This window comes from Bradyrhizobium sp. WSM2254 (assembly GCF_000472645.1).
Classification (GTDB): Bacteria; Pseudomonadota; Alphaproteobacteria; order Rhizobiales; family Xanthobacteraceae; genus Bradyrhizobium; species Bradyrhizobium niftali.
Genome location: NZ_KI421446.1, coordinates 59,352 through 80,999, shown reverse-complemented (window position 1 = coordinate 80,999; position 21,648 = coordinate 59,352). Strand labels below are relative to the sequence as shown.

Here is a 21,648-nt window from a genome sequence, read left to right as displayed (position 1 = left end):
TCAACCTCCCTTGGCCGGATAACGATTGACGCGATAGAAGGCCTTGACGTGATCGGTTTCCTTGTAGCGCGCCTTTCGCTTCTCATCGTTGGTTTCGCTATCAGCCTGCGCGGACCCGACCAGCGGTGTCGCGAGCGTCGCGCCGGCGCCCATCGTGCCGACGCCGACCTTGCGCAGGAAATCGCGGCGCCCGACTGTGGCTTTCCTCTCTTCACTCATCGCATCTCTCCTGGACCCGCCGGTGCAGGTCAGTTGGCGAACGTGAATGCTTCCGTCTCGATCTCGATAAAGGCGCGACCGAGCGCGCCGACCGCACGATAGAAGACGGCGCTCTCCGCGCCCTCGATGTCGGCGAACAGCCGCCCGATCCAGGGCCCGACGTGTTTGTCGAAGAATGCGCGCTGCGCCTCGAACGACGCAGGGAAGCGGCCTCCCGCCAAACCTGCCATGATCTCGCACAGGACGGCGGCGTGATCTTCCGGCTCCGAATTATTCGCGGCGCGCTCGATCCCGGACGCGGCGAGATCGGCGCGCAGGCGCGACAGCGGCCGCTCGTTGAGAAATCCCGTCAGATAGTAGGAGGCATAGGGCAAGAGCTCGCCGCGGCCGAGACCGACGAACAGATCGAAATATTCGCGTTCGGCCTGCGCTGCGACTGCATTGGCGGCGGCCGCGGCCAGTTCAGCATGCGCGCGCCCGAGCGGCGTCGCATCACCGATCAATGCGGCCAGTTGATCGAGCAACCTTCTTGACGGTGCTGCGGACAAGAGCGTCGCGAGCAGCAGATATTCCTGCGCACGCGCCGCATCGACGGGTTCAACCAGCCCTTCGGACAGAAGCGGCTCGCCGTACAGATCAGGCCGCAAGTCTTTGCGCGATACGCCGGTCGCCGCTTCGACCGCAATCACCCGTTGTGCGGGCACCTGGTTCCAGTTCGAAACGGAGGGTTGGCTAATGCCGATTTTGCGCGCAAGGCCAGCAACGCCGCCGGCGGCGCAAATGGCTCGCTCAAGGCCATCATCACGCACGTGGACCCTCCCATCCAAGTCCCAGGTGCTGATTTTGCTTTTGCTACAAAGCGCTAGACGAAGCGTAGTCCCGGCCCAACGGAGGGTCAATCGCCTCCCATAGTCCGAGGCTATGGCCTTTCGTCGGAGAGCCCTAGCGGGGCAGCGCGCCGCCATGCGTGCGGCGGGGAAGCGACAGGTGTTCGCTTTCAGTGCTTTCAGCTTCAGTGCTTTCAGCGACCGTTAGGTGCGCTGCAGCAGGAACAGGTGCGGACTCGGTAGGCGCGGCTTCTTCGGCGACGATCTCGACATTCGATCTCTCGACCTGGCGCAATTCCCGCGAAGAATCCGTGACTTCAACCGGCGTCTCAGACAGCGTCTCGGCTGACTTGCTGAGGCCGCCGACGATTCTGTCCACGAACGCGGCCAGTTCTGCTTCCGAACAATCCAGCGGACCAAAGCCCGGCATCGCGGTCGGATCGTTGAAGTCCCACGCGTTTTCTGCAAGCCCCACGAAGTCGCGAATGGCGGGATCAGCGCTCCAGGCGCGACGAAGCGCCGCACGCGTCAGCTCCTGCGGAATCCCTTTGCGCAAGAACGCCTTGATGTCGGTCGCTGACGTGATCAGGTCGATCGAAGGCAGGCTCGAGAGGTCGAACTCCGCTTCGTCGTCCTTCGCGGCGGGCGGCAGCGCCGACTGCATGTCACCGCGCATCGCCGGATCCGATTGCGTCGGGTTCGCCTTTGCCTCCTGCTTGCGACGGGACCAGCGCGCCAGGAACCTGTCCTCACTCATTCGTGTCCGCCTTCATGCTGCCGGCGCGCCAGCGCCTCCGGATCGGCCTGCCGCCGCTTGCGTTTGAAGAACTCCCGTTCGACGTGGTGCTCGGCAACGAAGCTTTCAATCTGCTCACGCAGCACTTCCGGCATAGGGACGGCCTCGACCAGATTCGCACCGGCCTCCGTGAACGCCTCGCCTTCCGCAGGATCGGCGGTGGCGGCGGCCACCGAATAGGGCCAGGTGCCTTCCGCAGGCGACAACACTATCCAGATGCTCGGACGACCCGTAGCAAGATTGTCGCGATAGCGCGCCGTCTCGGAACTGTAGAGATCGACCGTCGTGCTGCCGGCATAGAACAGCGTCGTCCCACCGCCCTCGTCACGGAGCACCGTCCAGGACTTCGTGTCCGGCCCGTCCGGCAGCACGGCGACAGCGCGCCAGACAAAGTCGGTCCACGGCGAGTCCGCCTTGTACCGCCCGACCACGATACCGACGGGAATGCGCACAAGCGGCAGCGCAGCCGGGCTCATGTCACCCTCTCCAGGTGTTTGATCGGCAGCCCCGTCAGCAAATTCTGCGGCTTCATCCGGAGCTTTTGATCGGAGTTCATCGACAGGAAGAGATAGACCGGCTCGCCCTGGATCTCGTCTGCGGCCGTATTCGGGTCTGCAAACGTCAGGCGGAACAATGAAAGCACGCGGCCGGCGCTGCGGTCGTCGAGTTGCTCGCCATGCCAGAGACGGTCGCCGAGCCTGGTCGCATCGGCGTCGAGCCCGACATACCAGGTGAGCCGCGCATCACGCAGTTCGCGCAGCGGCTCAATACAGACGTCGATCCCGAGCAGATGGGAGATCCAGCGCGCCATCGCCTGCGCCAGCGCCCTTGGCCCGCGCCCGCCCGCGGTGAGATCGAAAGCCATGTCGAAATGGTCGCTTCGGTGCCAATAGTCGTCGGCGTTGCCCTCGCTCAAGACGTCCAGCTCGGCATCGGTCACGGCCCCCAGCATCGACATCAGCGAGAGCACGGGGGTCGGGCTCTGCCCACCGACGACCTCCTCATCGCCGAGCAGCAAGGCCCGCTCATGCGGCAGGATGCGCTGCGGGCGGAAGAACAGCTCGGCGGCGCGCAGCACGAACGGGTCATCGCAGCCATCCAGCGCATTGCGCAGGATGACATGCACGAGTTGATTGACGAACAGCGGCGGCAGTCCGTTTTCCCCCGACCGGACGGTTGCAAGATAGGCGGCCTCCAGAGTCGGATGCCGCACCAGGAGATCGCGAACGGCAAGTACGAGCCGCCAGTTCTCCCGGGCATCCGCATCGACAATCGCTGCGATCTCGTCCGCACTGACCGCCCGGCGGGGAGCGGCAAGCAGCTCGCGGTGCAGCCGCCGCTCGACCGGGCATGCTTCGTCCGGCGGAATCAGCTCGGGCCGGACGAAATAGACCTTCAGGAACTCGTCGGTGACGCAAAGCCCCCCGCCCGCCTCGCGATCGAGCAGATGGTGGCCACATGCGATCCAGAAATCATTCATCGACGCTGCGGCTCCTGGCTCATATCGGCAAGCCTGACATTGCTGTCGGGTTCGACATCATCCTCGGCTTCCATGAACGAGAACGCCTTGCTGTGCCCCTGCCCTGGCCGCAGCTGCAGCCTGCGGAAGGATTCGCGGACTTCGCCGTCGCGCGCCGAGCGGTGGACGGCAATGAGCGAACTGATCGGATGCGTACAGAGCGACCGCACAAAGGCAACCTCCTCTTCGGCGGCCGTCCGCGCGGTTGCCGGATCCGGCGCGCCGAAACGATCGATGAGTTGCCGGGCGAGGAGCTCGATCAGCGCCCGGCAATCGCTCTCCGTCGCCGGCACAATCTGCGCCAGCGTCGACCAGCCCCAGGACTGCACCCCGAGGAAGCCGCTGCGGAACGCCGCGCGCGCCTTGCCGCTCAACGCCGCCGGATCCTGGTCGCAGAAGCGGAACGCGCCGGAGACGGCCCATTCGCCGGGCTCTGCCGCCGCATCGAACACGAAGGTGTCGGAGGGATCGAGCGCGATAGTGCGGAGCAATTTCACAGTCGCGGCCCTCCGAGCTCCGGATCGAGCCAGGATGGCTTGGCGAGCGCCTTGACGAGCTCGCTCCGCTCGACCTTGCCGGTACCGACGCGGCGCGTGAGGAGATCGCCGCTCTCGTCGATGCTCAGGACGGTTCGCCGCTCACGGGGAACCCGGCTGAGATAATCGCGTGCGACGCTGTCAAAACCATCGACCTGCCAACGATCGATCACCCGCATCAGGTGCCGTGCAAAACTCTCGGTCACCTGCGCAGCGCCTGCCTCGCCGAACCCCTCCTCGTCCAACGCGGACGCGAGCACCTGAACGCCGGGCCCGCGATCCGCCATTGCGACCGTCCGGATCATGGCGCCAAACACCAGCCAGGCGGGCGGCTCATCCTCGCGCGCCGACGATGGCCATCCCATCCGCCCCCCGCCGACCAGCCCGCCGTCGATCTCGACGGAGCCGGGCCAGCCGATCGCAACCGTCTTGTTGGGCGGCGCATAGGCGCGAAGAGCGTCGGTGAGCGCGACCATGCCGGCGTAGAAGGCGCGCCGCGCGGTGCTCAAGAGCTCGCCTGGCTCGAGCACCACGGCGAATTCGGCGAGATCGAACCGCCCGACGCACACCAACGTGCCGGCGCCGCGCTTGGGTGCAATGCCGCAAGCGTGGGCAAAGGCGTCTCCGCTCTCCCGCAACCGGACCAGCGTGAAGGGCGGCGGCAGTTGGATCGGCTCCACCAGGGAAACGTGGCTGGTTGGGGTCGACCGCAAGGCCGTCCTCCACTTTCCTTTTCTTCCCGATAGTGAAAATCTATACGAGGTGCAAGAATGGCGCGAGTCCGTAAGTCGGCGCCGCACTGGCGGAGGGATTCACCTGGAGCAGCCAGCGAAGACCGTCCTGATCTGCTCGTGTGAAGACACGATGCGCCTCGACACGGCCGCGATCCGGCGTGGGTGCCCCAACTGCGAGATCAGAAGCTTTCACCATCTCTGCGGCGCAGAGCTCGATCATTTCCGCAACGCGGCAAAGGCGGATGGCCCGCTGACAGTCGCCTGCACGCAGCAGGCTGCGCAATTCACCGATGAGGTTGGCGATCGCCCCGGCGGGATCACCTTCGTCAACATCCGCGAGACGGCGGGCTGGTCGCGCGACGGTGCGAATGCAGGCGCGAAGATGGCGGCACTGCTTGCGGCGGCGGCAATTCCCGCACCGGACTTTCCGCTGGTCACATTGTCGAGTGACGGCATCATCCTGATCTATGGGCGAGACGAGGCCGCGATCGAAGCCGGACGGTTGCTCGCAGACCATCTCGATGTCACGGTCATGCTCAAGCAGCCGACCGACGTTACGCCGCCTGCCGCGGCATTGTTTCCGATCGTAAAGGGCACGATCCGCAACGCGCGGGGACATTTTGGTGCCTTCGAGCTCACGATCGACGACTACGCGCAACCCCACCCCTCTTCGCGCGACCGCTTCGTGTTCGGGACCCCGCGCAACGGGGCGACCTCGCGCTGCGATCTGGTGCTCGACCTCTCCGGCGAGCCACCGCTGTTTCCGGCGCACGACCTGCGGGACGGCTATCTCCGCGCCGATCCGAGAGATCCGGCGGCGGTGCTGCGCGCGGTGCTTGCCGCTCGCGATCTCGTCGGAAGTTTCGACAAGCCGAGATATGTCGACTTCACGCCCAGCCTCTGCGCGCATTCGCGCTCGAAGCTGATCGGATGCCATCGCTGCCTGGATCTTTGCCCGACCGGTGCAATTACGCCGGACGGCGACCATGTCGCTGTCAACGCAGAAGTCTGCGCAGGTTGTGGGCAATGCGCGGCCGCCTGCCCCACAGGAGCTGCATCCTACGCGCTACCGCCCGCCGACACCCAGTTGCAGATCCTTCGCGCCCTATTGCTCGCCTATCGCGAGGCTGGCGGCACGCATCCGGTGCTACTGTTGCACGACGGCCGGCACGGCACGCCGCTGATCGATGCGCTCGCCCGTCATGGCGACGGCTTGCCGGCCAACGTGCTGCCGCTCGCCGTCAACGAGTTGACGCAGGTCGGCCTGGAGGCCGTTATCGGCGCATTCGCGTATGGCGCGGCGGCCGTCCGGTTTCTTCTGCGCGCCAAGCCGCGACACGGCGTGACCGGATTGCTGCAGACGATCGTCATGGCCGAGACCATTCTCGCCGGGCTGGGATTTGAGGGCAGCCGCGTGACCACGATCGAAACCGACGATCCCGACACGCTGGCTGACCAACTGACGGGGATTGGTCCCCTCGCCGGCCTCGACATTCCTGCGACTTTCCGGACGGTCGGCAAGCGCGGCGATCTGCTTCGCTTTGGCCTCAGTGAATTGCATCGCCTCGCGCCCAAACCGGTCGACGTGATCGCCTTGCCCGAGGGCGCACCGATCGGTGCGATCACCGTTGACACCGGCGGTTGCACGCTGTGCCTGTCCTGTGTTTCAGTCTGCCCGACCGGCGCACTTCGCGCCGATCCCGAGCGTCCCGTCCTCAAATTCGTGGAGGACGCCTGCGTGCAGTGCGGTTTGTGCCAGAGCACCTGTCCTGAGAAGGTCATTACGCTCACCCCGCAGATCGACTTCCGGGCACGGCGCGCGCCGGCGCAAGTGATCAAGGAAGAAGAACCGGCCCTGTGCGTCCGCTGCGGCACGCCCTTCGGCGTGAAGAGCACGATCGATCGGATCGCGACGAAGCTCGAGGGGCACCATTGGATGTATCCCACCGGGGACCGCCGCACCGAGGCCTTGCGGATGTGCGCCGATTGCCGCGTCATTGTCATGAGCGAGCAGCAATTCGATCCGATTCAGGGCGTTCCGGAGCGCGCGCCACCACGGACGACGGATGACTATCTGCGTCAACGCGGGAACAAGGAATAGCCGCATGCCTCGTTTCATGACGGTTCTTTCGACATGCCTCGTCATCACGAGTCTCGCCGGCGCAGCCGTCGAGGCCGCCGCCCTCACCAAGGTGGAAAAGGTCGGTCTCGCCGGCGCAGCCGTCGAGGCCGCCGCCCTCACCAAGGTGGAAAAGGTCGGTCTCGCCGGCGCAGCCGTCGAGGCCGCCGCCCTCACCAAGGTGGAAAAGGTCGCGCTCAAACAGGCGATCGTCGCCTGCAAGGCCGAGGCAAAGGGCAAGAAGATCAAGTGGCTGTCACGCCGGACATACGTCAATCAGTGTGTCGTGACGGCGCTCAAGGAGCGTCCCAGCATCGACGTGGCTCGCATGATCGAGGAGAACCCGGAGCTAACGAATATTCCCGTGGAGCGATGGCCGGGGTATTAGGGCGTTGACATTGGTATCTCGCCGCCTTCGCTTGAGGACGCGCAAGGCGTTGCTGCCAGCTACTTCGACGTCGCACGGGCCAGAAAGTCCGTGAGCGCGCGGCGATCCTCGGCCGAGCCGATCCGCTGCTCCGGCATCTTGGTGCCGGGCGTGTAGGCGTTCGGCCCGATCTCGAACAGTTTTGAGACGGTCTCCGGCGTCCAGACGATATCCATCGCCTTGAGCGCGTCGGTGAAGCGGTAGCCCGGCAGCGAGGCGATTTTCCGGCCGAAGAGTCCCGCAAGCGTCGGCCCGGCACGCTGTACCTCAGTCTCCGACAATGTATGGCATGCGACGCAGGCCCTGAACATTTCGGCGCCGTGATCGCCGACATAGGCGGCGAGCGGATCCGCCGGCGTGCCCAGTACGTTCGACCCGATCGCCGCGCCGGTCAGTGCATTCCAGCGCCTGATCTTGCCGTCAGCACCGCCAGTCAGGAGTGTCGCGCCATCGGGCAGGAACGCGACCGACCAGACCGGCGCGCCGAACCCGGCGAGCGTGCGCATCACGCTGCGCGCCCTGCGATCGACGATCGCAACGGTGCCGTCAATTGCCCCCGTGGCGATCAAGGCACCGTCTTGCGAGATCGCCAGGGCCACGATCGGCCGGGCGCCAGCCATGACCTCGCCATTCTCCTTGCCATCGGCGGTCATCATGCGCAGCTTCCCGTCTGCCGCGCCGGTGACGATTTCGCCATCAGGCGAGATGGCTACGGCATTCAGCGGCGCCGGCATCACAACGATCTCGGGGCTGCCGCCCGGCAGGGGCCAGATCCATACCGTCAGATCGTAACCAACGCTCACCAGCGATTTTCCGTCGGGGGCAAAGGCCACGCCGTTCACGCTTTGCGAGTGACCTTGCAGCACGCGTGTCCCACCGTCGGACAAGGATGAAATCCGCACGGTGTGGTCCCACGAGGCCGATGCGAGCTTCGATGTATCGGGCGAGACGGCGAGTCCGACAATGGGTCCCGTATGACCTTCGATAACCTGGTCTGGTTGCAGCCGGCCCGGCGTCCAGACAGCAATCTGGCCGTCCGCACCAGCCGTTGCCATTCGTCCGTCTCCGAGGAAGGCAGCTGCGTTCACCGCACCCGAATGGAAGCGAAGGACCTGCTCGGCGGACTCGGTTGCCAGGGACCACCGGATCGCCGCAGTGTCGAAGCTCCCCGACAAAACTGTCTTGCCATCGACCGAAACGGCGATTGCGCGGACAGGCCCGCCGTGCCCCGCCAACTGCGCCTGCGCGGGCCGCAGCGGGAGAAGCAGCGATGCCGTCAGGAGGGCGATGGCGAGACGCAAGGTCAAATCCATTGGCCGTCGGAGACACGCACAGCGAAGCACCCACCGTGCCATTCTGCCCGGCATTTGCACCACGGCCAAATGCCGTCCCGTGACGTCCGGCGATCGGTCTGCGGATATCTTCCGTGGCGCGTCCGTGGCCGACGGGCCTGTCCTCTGGGTAAAAACGCACCCATTTGATCCAGCTCAACGGGGGTAGCTCGTATTCGGTTCCAGGTGCGACAAGCGGCGCCTTGATTGGCGATCGACGTGGTCGCAGTCTTGCCAAGGACGCCTCATGGATCGAGGCTGGACATGCAAGTTCACCCGAAAACCTACCTGCAGCTCATCTCGCGGTTGTGGCACTTTTGCGCGTCGCCGCCGCGAAACCGCGATCCCGGCAGCCAGGGCGCGTCGCCACTGCTCGTCTACATCGCGGTCGTGTTAGCGCTACTGCTGGCTGTCCTTGAAGTCGACATTCACAGCGCGCAGCTTCAATCCCTGGGACTGCTCGGCGACGGGATCAACCCGATTTTCATGGGTCCTTGAGACAGCGCTTGCGACAATTGCTGCACTCGCGACCCGACCAGCCGGCTTGACGCATCGAGCGGTTCGAAGCCATCCAGCTCGACCGCTATTGGTTGAGACGCGACGGCAGTATTCTCTCTACTCCTGTGTTCCCCTTGGAAACACAAGAGATCGATCTACGAAATCTTCAACCGGAAGTTTGCTTTGTTGCGCCTGTCTTTGCATCTCCTGCACCGGGGGCATCCCTGCTACCGATGCGCGACTCACCGATAGTGGATGCGATCGCTGCATATTCGTCGCGGCCACGAAAACCGCGAGCGCCGCCAGGCCAGAGATCATCAGGAGCTTCATGCGAGAACCTCCGTTGGTTCTGAGAGAGTCGAAGCTCTGAGTAGTGCAAGACTTGAAGTTCCCGTGTGAGATGCCCCACATCTCTCGTTCTCTTGATCATCGCTTGGGCGGTTGCCCCGGGCAGCATGGGACATCACGCTCGGCGCGATGCGAGCGCGGCGCGCTCAATCAGGCAGAATGGGTACGGGACCTTGCAAATAGTCCAGGCCTGCGGCCGCCGGATGCGGTCAAGCTATCGGCCCGATCGTTCGATCAGGCGACTCAGCCGAGGCGATCATCGATGTAGCGCCTGAGCGCGGACGCGGCATTCAGCATGTGCGCACGCATTCGGCGCGCTGCGGTCTCTCCGTCACCTTCTGCGATCGCCTGCATGATGGCATCATGCTCGTCGCGGGACTTGCGAATGCGATCGCCCTGCCGCAATTGGGTGCGGCGGAAGGCGCTGAGCCGCGAACGCACGTCCTGCGCCTGTTCGGCGAGAAACGAGTTGTGCGTTGCCCGGTAGATGCATTCGTGGAATTCCCGGTTGAACGCGTCATAGGCATCAACGTCGTTCGCCTCGACCATCGCGAGCGAGCCTTCGTGAAGCTCGATCAGGTGGCTGCGTTCGAGCGGGGTCATGCGGTAGGTCGCAAGCCGGACGCACATCGCCTCGACCTCGGCGCTGGTCTCGAACATGTCCATGATGCGCTCCGGCGTCATCCGCGCAACGACGAGGCCGCGGCGGCCGCGCACCTCGACGAGGCCGCTGACCACGAGCTGACGAAGCGCCTCGCGCACCGGCGTGCGGGAAGCTCCAAAGCGATCGGCAAGCTGCTGCTCTTCCAGGGCGGAACCGGCGACGAGTGCGCCTGAGGCGATCTCGTCAGTGAGCGCGTTGCGGATACGATCGGAGAGCAGCCCGCCATCGTCTTCCGCGCCGACTGCGACCTTCAGTACTTCTGCCATTCAGCCTCCCGTGATCGCACGCACCGCGAAGTAAAGGATCGAGGGGGCGACCAGGCACCCGAGCCCGGTGTGAAATGTCGCCGTCAACGCACCGTAGGGCACCAGACGCCGGTCCGTCGCCGCCAGCCCTCCGGACACGCCGCTGACCGTTCCCATCAAGCCGCCAAACACCATTGCACTGCGCGGATTGTTGAGGCCGATCATCTTCGCCACGAAGGGCGTTCCGATCATGACGATCACCGCCTTGAATACACCGGTCGCGATCGAGAGCGCAATAACCGGCGAAGATGCGCCGATCGCAGCCCCCGTCACCGGCCCGACGATGTAGGTGACCGCGCCGGCACCGATCGTCGTCATCGAGATGGCATCGGTGTAGCCGAACGCGGCGGCAACGAAGACGCCCAAAATGAACGGGACGACAGTCCCCAGCCCGAGCGCGACCGCACCGATCGCCCCGGCCTTGCGCGCATGAACGACGTCGACCTCGAAGGCGGTGGCGACGATGGCGAAATCCCGCAACATCGCTCCGCCCATCAGGCCGATCCCGGTCAGCGCCGGCAGGTCGGCGCCCCCCTTTTCGCCGCCAGTGGCGATGCCGCCGAAAAAGGCCAGCACGAGCCCCAGCATGATCGCGATCGCCGAACCGTGGATGCGTCCGAAGGTGAGGTATTTCGAGATCGCCCCGGAGACCCACATCAGGATCCCCACCGCCGCAAAAGCGGTGAGCAGCGAGTTTGCAGCAAGAATGTGCGATATCATCGTCATCCGATCCTCCCGGACTTGAAGTGGGGCACAGTCGCCTCGAGCGCCTCTCGCGCCTCGATCTCGTCCATGGTCTCGACGCGGCCGCTGAGCCGGCCGATCAGGGCCACCATCGCGAAACACACGGCGACCGCGCCGATCCCCGCGATGACGACGATGGGACCGCCTTTGGCCGCAGCAACGACGTTCTGCTGCGCCGCCATGGCGACCACGATGGGAATGTAGAAGCTGCCCCAGAACTCCACGCCGGTCTTGAGACCGTGGCTGAGCAGGCCGCGCCGCACCAGCCAGAGCCGTGCGGCGATCAGAAACATCATCGCAATGCCGACACCGCCGACATTGGCCTTAACGCCGAGGGCGATGCCGAGCAGGTCTCCCAGGAAGACCCCCAGCAAGGTGCAGATGGAGAGCAGCGCGACGCCGGAAACGGTCACGGGCGCCTCCCCTGCGCGAATGGATCTCCGGTCACGCGACTTAGCCAATTTGTATGCATTCGCATCATGAATCTCCTCCTGTGTATGCGAATATCCATCGCTTATGGATTGGCGTATACACTAATTGACATTCAGGCGCAATACGCATACATTCGACGCCAATGAAGGCAACCTCGCATGCCAAGGAGCCGAGATGAGTAATTGGGGTATGCAAAAGGCCGCTCTGGGAGAGCGCCTGACGGCCGGCCGGCGGCACGCGAAGGGGAAGATCGTTCCGCTCCCGAGCCTGCCCGCGTTTCTCGCGGCCGTGATCCGATCAGGCGACCGGGTGTGCCTCGAGGGCGACAATCAGAAGCAGGCCGACCTCCTCGCCGCGGCGCTCGCCAACCTCGACCCCGCTGAGATCAGCGACCTGCACATGGTCCAGTCCGGCGTGGTCCTGCCCGCCCATCTCGACATCTTCGAGAAAGGCATCGCGCGGCGGCTCGACTTCTCCTATTCGGGCCCGCAATCGGCGCGCATTGCGCGCATGCTGTTTGGCCGCAAGATCGAGCTCGGCGCGGTCCATACCTATCTCGAGCTGTTCGCCCGCTACTTCATCGATCTCACGCCGAACGTCGCCCTGATCGCCGCAGTGAGTGCCGACAAGGACGGCAATCTCTATACAGGCCCGAACACCGAAGACACGCCGACCGTCGTCGAGGCGACGAGTTACAAGAACGGCCTCGTCGTGGCGCAGGTCACCGAGATCGTCGACAAGGTGCCGCGCGTCGATATTCCCGGCGACCTCGTGCATTTCGTGGTCGAAGCCGGCCGTCCCTTCTATGTCGAACCGCTCTTCACCCGCGACCCCGCCGCCATCACCGAGACCCAGATCCTGACGGCGATGCTCGCCATCAAGGGCATCTATGCGCCCTATGGCGTGCGCCGGCTCAATCACGGCATCGGCTTCAACACCGCCGCGATCGAGCTGTTGCTGCCGACCTATGGCGAGAAGCTCGGCCTCAAGGGCAAGGTCTGCACGCATTTCGCGCTCAATCCGCATCCGACGCTGATTCCGGCGATCGAATCCGGCTGGGTCGACCAGATCCATTGCTTCGGCTCGGAGGTCGGCATGGAGGACTATGTCGCCGCGCGCTCCGACATCTTCTTCACGGGGCCCGACGGCTCGCTGCGGTCCAATCGCGCCTTCTGCCAGACGGCCGGCCTCTATGCCTGCGACATGTTCATCGGATCGACACTCCAGATCGATCTCGAGGGCCACAGCTCGACGGTGACGACGAGCCGCATCGCGGGGTTCGGCGGCGCGCCCAACATGGGATCCGATCCGCGCGGCCGCCGCCACCCGAGCGAACCCTGGCTCAAGGCCGGTGCCGAGGCAGCGCCCGATGCCGCCCCCGCCCTGCGCCGCGGCCGCAAGCTCGTGGTGCAGATCGGCGAGACCTTCGGCGAGCGCAATGCTCCGCTCTTCGTCGAGCGGCTGGATGCGCTCGAGCTGGCGCGCGAGCTCAAGCTCGATCTCGCGCCGGTAATGGTCTACTCGGACGACGTGACCCACATCGTCACCGAGGAAGGCATCGCCAACCTCCTGATGTGCCGCAGCAAGGACGAGCGCGAGCAGGCGATCCGCGGCGTCGCCGGTTACACCGACATCGGGCGCGCGCGCGATGCTAAGCTGGTCGAGCAGCTCAGGCAACGCGGCGTGATCCGGCGTCCCGAGGATCTCGGCATCGATCCGCTCGATGCCGACCGCCGCCTGCTGGCGGCACGCTCGATCAAGGACCTCATGCTGGCCTCCGGCGGCCTCTATCGTCCGCCCAGCCGCTTCCGCAACTGGTGAGGAGTTTTGCATGGAAAAGCTCAGCTTCAGACTGACCGCAGCCAGATCCGCCGGCGGCTCCCGCACGCAGGCGATCGTCGGTGTCGTCGCCTCCGGCAATCTCGAGGTCCTGCTGGAACGCACCTCGCCAGCCGACACATGCACGATCGAGATCGCAACCGCAGCCCACGGCTTCGGCGCAGTGTGGGACGCCGTGGTCCGCGACTTCGTCGCCCGCCGCCCTGCCGGCGGCCTGCGCATCTCCATCAATGACGGCGGAGCCCGCCCGGACACGGTCGCGCTGCGTCTTGCGCAAGGCGTCCGCAAGATCGAGGAGCCGGAACGATGACACAGGTGGCAGCCAACACGGCTTCGCTGAGCTGGTACGAGGCGAGCGCCCGGCAACGCATCGACGCGCTGGTCGATGCCGGCAGCTTTTGCGAATACATCGGCCCCGAACTGCGCGAGATCAGCCCGCATCTTTCGATCTTCGACCTGCCGGAACAGTTCGACGACGGCATCGTCATCGGGCATGGCCGCCTGGACGGCACGCCGGTGTTCATCGCCGCCCAGGAGGGGCGCTTCATGGGCGGCGCCTTCGGTGAAGTCCACGGCGCCAAGCTCACGGGACTGTTGCTCGCGGCTCGTGCGCATCATCAGGACGTGCTGATCCTGTTCGACACCGGCGGCGTGCGGCTTCAGGAAGCCAATGCCGGCGAGCTCGCGATCGCAGAAATCATGCGCGCGGTGATCGAGGTGCGGCGTGCGGGCGTCAGCGTCGTCGGACTGATCGGCGGCCGCGCCGGATGCTACGGCGGCGGCAGCCTGATCGCAGGCACCTGCTCGCGCCTGATCGTGTCCGAGCAGGGGCGGATCAGCGTCAGCGGCCCCGAGGTGATCGAGACCAACAGAGGCATCGAGGAGTTCGACTCGCGCGACCGCGCGCTGGTGTGGCGCACCATGGGCGGCAAGCACCGCTATCTCATCGGCGGCGCCGACATGTTCGTCGACGACGAGGCGCTGGCGTTTCGCCAGGCGGCGATCGACGCGCTCAAGATCAAGCGTGGCTGCGATACCACCGTTCTCGAAGCCGAGCAGAATCGCCTGGAGCGCCGGCTGCAGCGTTTCGGCGAAGCCGAGGACGCTGTCGATATCTGGCAGACGCTTGGTATCGACGCGCCGACCGAGATCCCCGCGCTTCCGACCGACGCGTTTCTGCGCGCGGCAAAGACAAGGGAGAACGCCGATGACGCTCGATGACATTCTGGCCGGCCTGTTCCCGAACGGCCACGACATCGAGGCCATCGGCTCAATAGTTGCGGGAAGGGCGACCCTGCCTGACGGAGGACTGATCCACCTACTCGGCATCACGCGAGGACGGCCTCTCGGCGCGAACGAAGCCATTGTGCTCGCGGGGCGCGTGATCGATATCGTCAAGTCAGGCGATCGTGCGCCGATCCTGGTCCTGGTGGATTCCGCCAGCCAGCGCATGAGCAAGCGCGACGAGCTGCTGGGCCTCAACGAGTATCTGTCGCATCTCGCCAAAGCCCTGCTGCTGGCGGAAGCCGAGGGACATCGCACCGTCGGCCTGCTCTATGGCGGCAGCGCGGCCGGCGCGTTCATCGCCACCGCTCTTGCCACCGGCACGCTGGTGGCACTCCCCGGCGCGCATCCCGCCGTGATGGATCTGCCGTCGATGGCGCGGGTCACCAAGCTTTCGATCGACGTGCTGAAGGCCAAGGCGGAAGCGACGCCCGTTTTCGCGCCCGGGCTCGACAACATGGTGCAGACCGGCGGCATTCACGTCGTCTGGGATGAAACCTCGCCCCTGGCGCCGCAGCTTGCGGCCGTGCTGGAGCGGCCTGCAGGACAGGATGATCGTGGCCGGCTAGGTGCAGAGCGTGGCGGACGCCGGAAGGCGGCCGAGATCGCCGATCGGGTCGTCGCGCTCGCCGCAGTCGCGCAGCAGGGAGCGCAACATGGCTGAAGCGCTCGCACGTCACACCATGGTGAAGGCTTCAGCAGCCGGATGGGCTGTCGTGATGAGCCGCCATCCCGAACTCGCCCGCGAACCGATCATCGACGGCTGGGCGCGCGCCGACCGCCCCCTCATCGTTCGCCGGCCGGCGTGCAGCGATGCCGCCGGCATGATTCCGCTCGGCCTGCCGCTGCCGCCCAGCCACGGCAAGCGGCGCATCGCGCTCGCGCTCGCGCCCGCCGACATCATCGCATCCGCTGCGCCGCCAACCTTGGCCGATGCGGCCGCCGCGGCGCCTGCACACTGGCAGGAGACGATCGGCCTGCTGCTCCAGCTTCTGCCGGAGACCCGCACCTTCGGCAGCCTGGCCTGGCAGCACCTCACCGGCCTGCCCTATCTTTCCGACAGTTCGGACCTCGATCTGCTCTGGCCGCTGTCGCCGGCAAGGCACGCCGGCACTCTGCCGTCGGACATCGGCCGGATCGCGAAGCAGGCGCCGATGCGGCTGGACGGCGAGATCGTTGGTCGCGCGGGAGGGGTCCAATGGCGCGAGCTCATCGGAGCTGACGAGGATGAAGTCCTCGTGAAAGGCCCCGCCGGCGTCATCAGCACGACGCGCGCCGCATTTCTGTCGGGGAATCTGTCGTGAACGTCGCGCTGAGATGGCAATCGACACCTGCCAACGCGCTCGATGCGGAGCAGCTCGGTGATCTGGCATCGCTTTGCCTGAAGCTCGAAGTCGAAACCCATCCGAAACCGGGGCTCGTCAGCCATGTCGACAATGGCGCGCACAGCGACATGGACGCCGAGCTCTTGTGCCGCAGCGCCGACACCTTGAGGCCATTCCTCCGCGATCTGGCGCTTGCCGGAGCCGAGGGCGCCGGCATGAGCCGCCTGCGCGCGATCGGGGTCGCCGCAGAGCGCGCCATGCTCGCGGAAACCGGAGGCGTCAACACGCATCGCGGCGCGATCTTCGGACTGGGTCTGCTCTGCGCCGCGGCCGGATATCGCGGTGCGCTCGGCATTCGCAAATCGCTCGGCGATCTGGTGTCGCAGCGCTGGGGCGAAGACATCCTGTCGGGTCCCATTTCCTTGCGCAGCCACGGCGCCATGGCCTCGCGGCGTTACGGTGCCGGCGGCGCCAGGGCGGAAGCGGCGTGCGGCTTCCCATCGGTCTACGAGATCGCCCTGCACGCCCTGCATGCTGCACGAAAGCTCGCGCCTTGCGATGAGGAAGCAGTCCGCGTTCAGACCTGCATGACGCTCATCGCTGATGTCACCGACACCAACCTCCTGCATCGCGGCGGAGAGGATGGATTGCACTTCGCGCAGGCCAGCGCATCCGCATTTCTTGCCGCCGGAGGCGTCGGAGGTCGCGGCTGGCGCGAGCGAGCCATCGAGATTCATCAAGCATTCGTGGCGCGCAATCTCAGTCCCGGCGGTTCGGCGGATCTGCTGGCCATGGCCCTCTTCGTCGATCGGCTGGACCCCTGATGCTCGCCCTGCTCTGCGGTGGACAAGGCACCCTCTCGGACAAGATCTTCGATCTGGCCGCCGATCAGCCTGCCGCAGAGTCCGTTTTCACCGCGGCGACCGCGTGTCTCGGCGAGGATCCACGGGAGTTCGTCCGGACGCACAGCGCAGACGAGCTGTCCGCCAACCATGTCAGCCAGATCCTGACCGTCACATCGACGCTCGCGATCCATGCCTGCATTGCCGATCTCCTGACCGAACCTACGGCCGTCACCGGCTACAGCGTCGGCGAGATGACCGCCTGGAGCATTGCAGGGATATGGCCCGCCGATGAAGCCTTGCGACTGACGGCTGTTCGCGCGCGCCTGATGGACAGCGTCGCCGGACCCGACGGCCGGCTCGGCTATGTCCGCGGGCTCGAGCCGGCTGCGCTCGAACGCCTGCTCGGAAAGCATCGCTGCGAGATCGCAATCAGGAACCCCGATCGTCTCGTTGTCGTCGGAGGTGCCGAGCAGGACGTGATCGACCTCTGCCAGGAAGCGACCGGACAAGGCGCCACGCGCACAGGTCTTCTCGCCGTGAGGATCGCGTCGCACACGCGGCAGCTCGAACAGGCCTGCCGCCCCTTTCAACTGGCGCTCGACGCCAGCACACGCTCCGCTATTGCAAATCAGCGAGTCTTGCTCGCCGGAGGCGACGGCGAGCGCATCTTCTCTGCCAGCAATGCAACAGCAAAGCTCGCCTGCCAGGTGGCGCGCCCGATCGACTGGTCGGCAACGCTGGAAGCGCTTGCCGAACTCGGCGTCAGCAGGGTGCTGGATCTCGGTCCAGGACACGCCCTCGCCGAGATGATGCAGGCTTTCCTTCCCTCCGTCCGCTGCTACGCGGCGGACGGATTTCGCACGATAGGTGGTTTGCGAGATTGGTTAAAATCGCGCCCGTCTTGAACATGATTACCCGACGGCCCAAGCCGCGTGTCGAGGAACGACCACCGTCACATTGTCGCCGACCGAATAGCCGCCAAAGGCGGGAGCATCGACATTGAGGCGACCGTCCTCGATCTCCACCACGATCGACCTTGTCGGGCCACGGAAGATCGTGTGGGCGATCCGGCCCGACCATCGCAGCCCATCCTTGTCGGTGCCGGCGGGCGCAATCCTGATGTCTTCCGGACGCACCATGACCGTGACGGTATGTCCCGGCGGCACTTCGGTTGCAGCCTCGCATCGGCCCTGCCAACCGTGCCCGACGACATCAAGCTGAACCCGACCGCCCTCCAGGCGCGCGCATGCCTCCACACTGGCGTCAAGGAGATTCGGGTTGCCGAAGAATCCAGCGACCGTGCGATTGGCCGGGTAGCGATAAATGTCCTCGGGGGCACCAACCTGCTGGATTCGTCCCCGATCCATCACGACCACGCGGTCAGACAGCGCCATCGCCTCCGACTGATCATGCGTGACATACAGGGTCGTCATGCCGAGCCGTCGCTGGATCGCACGGAACTCGTCGCCCATCTGCAACCGCAACTTGGCGTCGAGATTACTCAGCGGCTCGTCGAGAAGAAGCACCTTCGGCTCGAACACCAGCGCCCGCGCAATGGCTACGCGTTGCTGCTGACCGCCCGACAGAGCCGGCGCAGGGCGCTCGGAGAAGCCTTCCATTTCGACGAGACGCAGCGCCTTTGAAACCAGATCCCGGATTTCGGCCAAGGGACGACGGCGCACCCGCAATGGATATGCAACGTTCTCGAAAACCGTCATATGCGGCCAGATCGCGTAGGACTGGAAAACCATACCGAGGCGTCGCCGCTCCGATGGAACGAACACGCCCGAAGCCGCATCGCTGACCACCTCGTTCCCGAGGCTGATCCGGCCACTGGTATTCTGTTCAAGGCCTGCGACCATCCGCAAAGTGGTTGTCTTGCCGCAGCCGGACGGCCCGAGCAGCGTCACGAACTCGCCTTCAGCGACGCGAAGATCGATCTCGTTCACGGCCGCGAACTCGCCGAACTTCCGGCTGACTTTCTCCAGGACGACATTTGACATCAGACACCCAATCCAGTCACAAGGCGCCAATCCATCGCTTGATGACGCGGAGCTGCACCCATCTGAAAACGATCACCATGGCCATCATGATGAGACCGATCACGCTCACCTGTTCCGCGCTGCCGTTGGCCCAGAGTTTCAGGAGCACGACCGACAGAACTTCCGAGCCAACGGAGTAGAGCAACACCGAGGCGCTCAACTCGCGCATGATTCCGAAGAAGATCAGGACCCAGCCCACCGCAAAGGAGGGCCAGACCAGCGCGATCATGATGCGCCACATCGTCTGCAGCCAGCCCGCCCCGTGCACGCGCGAGCATTCCTCGAGGTCGTAGGACAGCTGACCGTAGGCGCTGGACATGACGCGCACCGAGAGCGGCGTTCCCAGCGAGATGTAGGCGAGCAGCAGTGCCCAGATCGTCCCATAGATCGGAATGGCATGAGGCAGCAGCGCGAATCCCCACAGGAAGCCCACGCCCAGCACAATGCCCGGCATCATCCAGGGCAACCACGCCATTGCGTCGATCAGACGACGTCCGCGCCATTTGGTCCTGACCGAGACATAGGCGACGATACCGCCGAGCAGCATGGTCAGCGTAGCGCCGACAAAACCCAACAGCATGGTATTGCCAAAGGCCCGCCAGAACTCACTGCTGCCAGCGACCGCCTGATAATGCTCGAGCGTCAGCATCTCCCATTCGTAGAAGCCGAAGAATTTGAAGAAGGATCCGATCAGGAGCTGGCTCACCGGCAGCACCACCGTGACGGCGAAGAACAGCGCGCAAAAGGCGAACGTCGCCCAGCGCCATCTGCCGAGCTTCATGACCGCGGGCGAATAGCCCTTCCCCGTCACGGTCTGGAAACTGCGGCCGCGCAGGATGCGCCACTGCATCAAGATGATCAGGAACATCAGCGCCATGATCACGAAGCTTATCGCGGTGGCATATTGGTATTGCGGTGGCGAGCGCTGGTTGATGGAGTCGTAGATATCCGTCGTGATGACGTGGATGCCGGCAGGCGAGCCGAAGAACAGCGGTGATTCGAAATTCTCGATTCCCCTGATGAAGCTGAGGATCGCGGCCCCGGTCAGCGCCGGCAGCATCAGTTGAAGCGTGACGGTGTAGAAGGTCCGCAATCGGGAGGCGCCGCACATCCGCGCGGCTTCCTCAAGGCTCGGGTCCATCGCCCGAAAGGCGTCGACGATCAGCAGGAAGAGAAACGGCACCGAATATTGCATCATGTGCCAGACGACGCCGCCATAGGAATAGACGTTGATCGGCGACGCGGTCGATCCGGTGATCCACTGGTAGAGCTGGTTCAACAGTCCGACCTGCGGATTGCCCAGCATGCCCCAGGCCATCGCGGTGAGGATCGGCGGAATGAAGAACGGCAGCGTGACCAGTACCTCCAGCGTTCCGCGAAACGGCGTGTCAGTCCTCGCCAGAATCCAGGCGAGCAGGACGGCCAGGATCAGCGACGGGATCGTCTTGGCCAGCGCGATGCCGACGGTATTGAGCAGCGTGAGCAGATTTTGCTGCGAAACGATGTCGCGGTAGCCGTCGAGCGTGAAGACGCCGGCAACGCCCGGCGGCGTCGAATGCAGGCTGCCATAGAGCAGCATCGACAGCGGGTAGACCGACAGAAAGGCGAGAACGAGCGCAAGCAGCATCAGCCCGACGACGCGGCTGGCCGGCGCGCCGTTCAGGAATCGCCGCGCGTGAGGTAGCCGCGACCGCGCTGTTACGATATCGGCTATGCGGTCGTCGGCCGAAAGAGCCATCTGCCAGCGCCTCAGGGGTAAAGTTTCTTGGCCAGCGACATCATGTCCGGCCGTTCGGACAATTTCGCCATGCCCATCAGCCTGGCGTTGGCATAAGGCTGCGCGTCAGGATCGGCGCGCTCGGCCGCGCCCTTCACGACCGGAAGCATCCAGGCGTTGGCGTAAAGCGCCTGGGAGTCGAGGTTGAGGAAATGCTGCATGAAGAGGCGTGCCGCATTGGCATGCGGGGCGTTCTTCAGGATCGCGAGATCCATCTGGGCATAGGGCGCTCCCTCCTGCGGCACGATCACCTTCACCGGCAGGCCCTTGAGATCGGAGGCAAAGGCGAACACCTGCGTGATGTAGATCGGATATTCCCCCCGGGCGACGCGGCGAGCGTCGTTGCGCATATCGCGGCTGAAGACGGGTTTCTGCTCGGCCAGCTTTTCGTTGAACTCGGCGCCCATGTTGTTCTGGAGCACCGCGAACAAGGTGTTGCCGCTGCCGAGCGGACGCATGTCGTCGGAAAGCAGCTTGCCCTTCCACTTCGGCGAATTCAGATCGTTCCAGCTCTTGGGAACGTCGTCGCCCTTGACAAGCCGTGTGTTGATCAAAATTCCCATCGGCTGGACGTAGGCGGGAACGCTGTGTTCGGTGGCCTTGAACGGCGGCCGGAGGTTCGCGGCATTCGGGACCGGCGGCAGTTTCTGGATGAAGTCGCCGTTCTTGAGCTGCTCCTCGATCATGGTCGTGGTGACCATTTCGACATCGCCAAGATACCGTCCCGCCGATTGCTCGGTCCGGATGCGTTCGACCAGTTCGCTGGCGCGCAAATCGAGGCTCTCGACGGCGATGCCATATTCCTTTTCGAACGATTTGACGACCGCTGTGAAGTAAGGCGCGCCGAGCGCCATGTTGTAGACGACGACCTTGCCTTCCTTCTTGGCCGCGGCGACGACAGAATCCCAGGATGCATCCTGAGCCGATGCCGGCAATGCGAAACCGGCCGCCAGGGCAGCGAGGGCAATTCTCTTCAGCTTCAAGAACACTTCATCCTCCACGCGGTTTCTTATTTTGCCGATCGACCGCATCGATCA

General features: G+C 64.8%; 25 protein-coding genes. 10 read left to right on the top strand and 15 right to left on the bottom strand.

Translation table 11 applies throughout. The annotated features are described in order from the left end of the window. The 7 genes from A3M7_RS0141130 to A3M7_RS0141100 form a co-directional block, all read right to left on the bottom strand. On the bottom strand, window positions 1-219 hold the full coding sequence (locus tag A3M7_RS0141130) for a twin-arginine translocation signal domain-containing protein (protein WP_027549129.1): 219 nt from the start codon (window positions 217-219) through the stop codon (window positions 1-3). A gap of 29 nt (window positions 220-248) precedes the next feature. Beyond that, window positions 249-1,028: a molecular chaperone TorD family protein gene (locus tag A3M7_RS0141125; RefSeq protein WP_027549128.1), complete on the bottom strand. Its 780-nt coding sequence runs from the start codon at window positions 1,026-1,028 to the stop codon at window positions 249-251. Window positions 1,029-1,161: 133 nt separating this feature from the next. Next, window positions 1,162-1,803 (bottom strand): DUF3306 domain-containing protein, encoded by a 642-nt coding sequence (locus A3M7_RS0141120; protein ID WP_027549127.1) that lies wholly within the window; start codon window positions 1,801-1,803, stop codon window positions 1,162-1,164. Continuing rightward, window positions 1,800-2,318 carry a DUF3305 domain-containing protein gene (locus tag A3M7_RS0141115; RefSeq protein WP_027549126.1) on the bottom strand — a complete coding sequence of 173 codons (519 nt, stop codon included), beginning with the start codon at window positions 2,316-2,318 and terminating at the stop codon, window positions 1,800-1,802. Before A3M7_RS0141115 ends, A3M7_RS0141120 begins: the two co-directional genes overlap by 4 nt. Beyond that, the gene (locus A3M7_RS0141110) at window positions 2,315-3,322 is read right to left on the bottom strand and encodes a DUF6352 family protein (protein ID WP_027549125.1); all 1,008 of its coding nucleotides are present in this window, start codon (window positions 3,320-3,322) and stop codon (window positions 2,315-2,317) included. The genes A3M7_RS0141115 and A3M7_RS0141110 overlap by 4 nt, the downstream gene beginning before the upstream one ends. Further along, entirely contained in the window at window positions 3,319-3,858 is a 540-nt protein-coding gene (locus tag A3M7_RS0141105) for a DUF6505 family protein (protein ID WP_027549124.1), read from the bottom strand. The genes A3M7_RS0141110 and A3M7_RS0141105 overlap by 4 nt, the downstream gene beginning before the upstream one ends. Continuing rightward, on the bottom strand, window positions 3,855-4,610 hold the full coding sequence (locus A3M7_RS0141100) for a biotin/lipoate--protein ligase family protein (protein WP_245284445.1): 756 nt from the start codon (window positions 4,608-4,610) through the stop codon (window positions 3,855-3,857). Before A3M7_RS0141100 ends, A3M7_RS0141105 begins: the two co-directional genes overlap by 4 nt. Window positions 4,611-4,761: 151 nt before the next feature. On the opposite strand from A3M7_RS0141100, the gene A3M7_RS0141095 reads away from it, so the two are divergent. Then, window positions 4,762-6,732, top strand: coding sequence for a 4Fe-4S binding protein (locus A3M7_RS0141095; protein ID WP_027549122.1), 1,971 nt, complete (start codon window positions 4,762-4,764; stop codon window positions 6,730-6,732). A 4-nt stretch (window positions 6,733-6,736) separates the two neighbouring features. Continuing rightward, on the top strand, window positions 6,737-7,138 hold the full coding sequence (locus tag A3M7_RS50975; RefSeq protein ID WP_245284444.1) for a hypothetical protein: 402 nt from the start codon (window positions 6,737-6,739) through the stop codon (window positions 7,136-7,138). A gap of 59 nt (window positions 7,139-7,197) precedes the next feature. On the opposite strand, the gene A3M7_RS0141085 is transcribed toward A3M7_RS50975, so the two are convergent. Next, window positions 7,198-8,490, bottom strand: coding sequence for a c-type cytochrome (locus A3M7_RS0141085; RefSeq protein WP_027549120.1), 1,293 nt, complete (start codon window positions 8,488-8,490; stop codon window positions 7,198-7,200). Window positions 8,491-8,772: 282 nt separating this feature from the next. Here A3M7_RS0141085 and A3M7_RS0141080 point away from each other — a divergent pair, with 282 nt between their 5' ends. Beyond that, window positions 8,773-9,006: a hypothetical protein gene (locus A3M7_RS0141080; protein ID WP_027549119.1), complete on the top strand. Its 234-nt coding sequence runs from the start codon at window positions 8,773-8,775 to the stop codon at window positions 9,004-9,006. Between the two features lie 117 nt (window positions 9,007-9,123). On the opposite strand, the gene A3M7_RS48070 is transcribed toward A3M7_RS0141080, so the two are convergent. The 4 genes from A3M7_RS48070 to madL all read right to left on the bottom strand — a co-directional run bounded on the left by A3M7_RS48070 (window position 9,124) and on the right by madL (window position 11,480). Next, on the bottom strand, window positions 9,124-9,336 hold the full coding sequence (locus A3M7_RS48070; protein ID WP_084303011.1) for a hypothetical protein: 213 nt from the start codon (window positions 9,334-9,336) through the stop codon (window positions 9,124-9,126). Window positions 9,337-9,597: 261 nt separating this feature from the next. After that, window positions 9,598-10,284, bottom strand: a complete 687-nt coding sequence (locus tag A3M7_RS0141075) for a GntR family transcriptional regulator (RefSeq protein ID WP_049824014.1) — start codon at window positions 10,282-10,284, stop codon at window positions 9,598-9,600. Beyond that, on the bottom strand, window positions 10,285-11,049 hold the full coding sequence (madM, locus tag A3M7_RS0141070) for a malonate transporter subunit MadM (protein ID WP_027549117.1): 765 nt from the start codon (window positions 11,047-11,049) through the stop codon (window positions 10,285-10,287). It abuts the gene before it with no gap. Next, window positions 11,046-11,480, bottom strand: coding sequence for a malonate transporter subunit MadL (madL, locus tag A3M7_RS0141065; RefSeq protein WP_027549116.1), 435 nt, complete (start codon window positions 11,478-11,480; stop codon window positions 11,046-11,048). Before madL ends, madM begins: the two co-directional genes overlap by 4 nt. Before the next feature lie 193 nt (window positions 11,481-11,673). Between madL and mdcA the strand changes: the two genes are divergently transcribed. From mdcA to A3M7_RS0141030, 7 genes are read left to right on the top strand one after another with little or no spacing between them, the layout of a single operon-like run. Next, entirely contained in the window at window positions 11,674-13,320 is a 1,647-nt protein-coding gene (mdcA, locus tag A3M7_RS0141060) for a malonate decarboxylase subunit alpha (RefSeq protein WP_027549115.1), read from the top strand. A 10-nt stretch (window positions 13,321-13,330) separates the two neighbouring features. Then, window positions 13,331-13,648, top strand: a complete 318-nt coding sequence (mdcC, locus tag A3M7_RS0141055; RefSeq protein ID WP_027549114.1) for a malonate decarboxylase acyl carrier protein — start codon at window positions 13,331-13,333, stop codon at window positions 13,646-13,648. Continuing rightward, entirely contained in the window at window positions 13,645-14,559 is a 915-nt protein-coding gene (locus A3M7_RS0141050; RefSeq protein WP_027549113.1) for a biotin-independent malonate decarboxylase subunit beta, read from the top strand. Before mdcC ends, A3M7_RS0141050 begins: the two co-directional genes overlap by 4 nt. Then, complete coding sequence (gene mdcE, locus A3M7_RS0141045; RefSeq protein WP_027549112.1) at window positions 14,546-15,286, top strand: biotin-independent malonate decarboxylase subunit gamma; 741 nt, start codon at window positions 14,546-14,548, stop codon at window positions 15,284-15,286. Before A3M7_RS0141050 ends, mdcE begins: the two co-directional genes overlap by 14 nt. Next, window positions 15,279-15,926, top strand: coding sequence for a malonate decarboxylase holo-[acyl-carrier-protein] synthase (mdcG, locus tag A3M7_RS0141040; RefSeq protein WP_027549111.1), 648 nt, complete (start codon window positions 15,279-15,281; stop codon window positions 15,924-15,926). Before mdcE ends, mdcG begins: the two co-directional genes overlap by 8 nt. After that, window positions 15,923-16,771 (top strand): triphosphoribosyl-dephospho-CoA synthase MdcB, encoded by an 849-nt coding sequence (mdcB, locus tag A3M7_RS0141035; RefSeq protein ID WP_027549110.1) that lies wholly within the window; start codon window positions 15,923-15,925, stop codon window positions 16,769-16,771. The genes mdcG and mdcB overlap by 4 nt, the downstream gene beginning before the upstream one ends. Then, window positions 16,771-17,697 carry an acyltransferase domain-containing protein gene (locus tag A3M7_RS0141030; RefSeq protein ID WP_049824013.1) on the top strand — a complete coding sequence of 309 codons (927 nt, stop codon included), beginning with the start codon at window positions 16,771-16,773 and terminating at the stop codon, window positions 17,695-17,697. The genes mdcB and A3M7_RS0141030 overlap by 1 nt, the downstream gene beginning before the upstream one ends. A gap of 6 nt (window positions 17,698-17,703) precedes the next feature. On the opposite strand, the gene A3M7_RS0141025 is transcribed toward A3M7_RS0141030, so the two are convergent. Genes A3M7_RS0141025 through A3M7_RS0141015 form a run of 3 tightly spaced genes read right to left on the bottom strand, consistent with a single transcriptional unit; the run spans window position 17,704 to window position 21,594 of the window. After that, window positions 17,704-18,795 carry an ABC transporter ATP-binding protein gene (locus tag A3M7_RS0141025; protein WP_027549108.1) on the bottom strand — a complete coding sequence of 364 codons (1,092 nt, stop codon included), beginning with the start codon at window positions 18,793-18,795 and terminating at the stop codon, window positions 17,704-17,706. 16 nt (window positions 18,796-18,811) lie between these two features. Further along, on the bottom strand, window positions 18,812-20,572 hold the full coding sequence (locus tag A3M7_RS0141020; protein ID WP_027549107.1) for an iron ABC transporter permease: 1,761 nt from the start codon (window positions 20,570-20,572) through the stop codon (window positions 18,812-18,814). A gap of 11 nt (window positions 20,573-20,583) precedes the next feature. Beyond that, entirely contained in the window at window positions 20,584-21,594 is a 1,011-nt protein-coding gene (locus A3M7_RS0141015) for an extracellular solute-binding protein (RefSeq protein WP_027549106.1), read from the bottom strand. Between the last annotated feature and the right edge of the window lie 54 nt (window positions 21,595-21,648).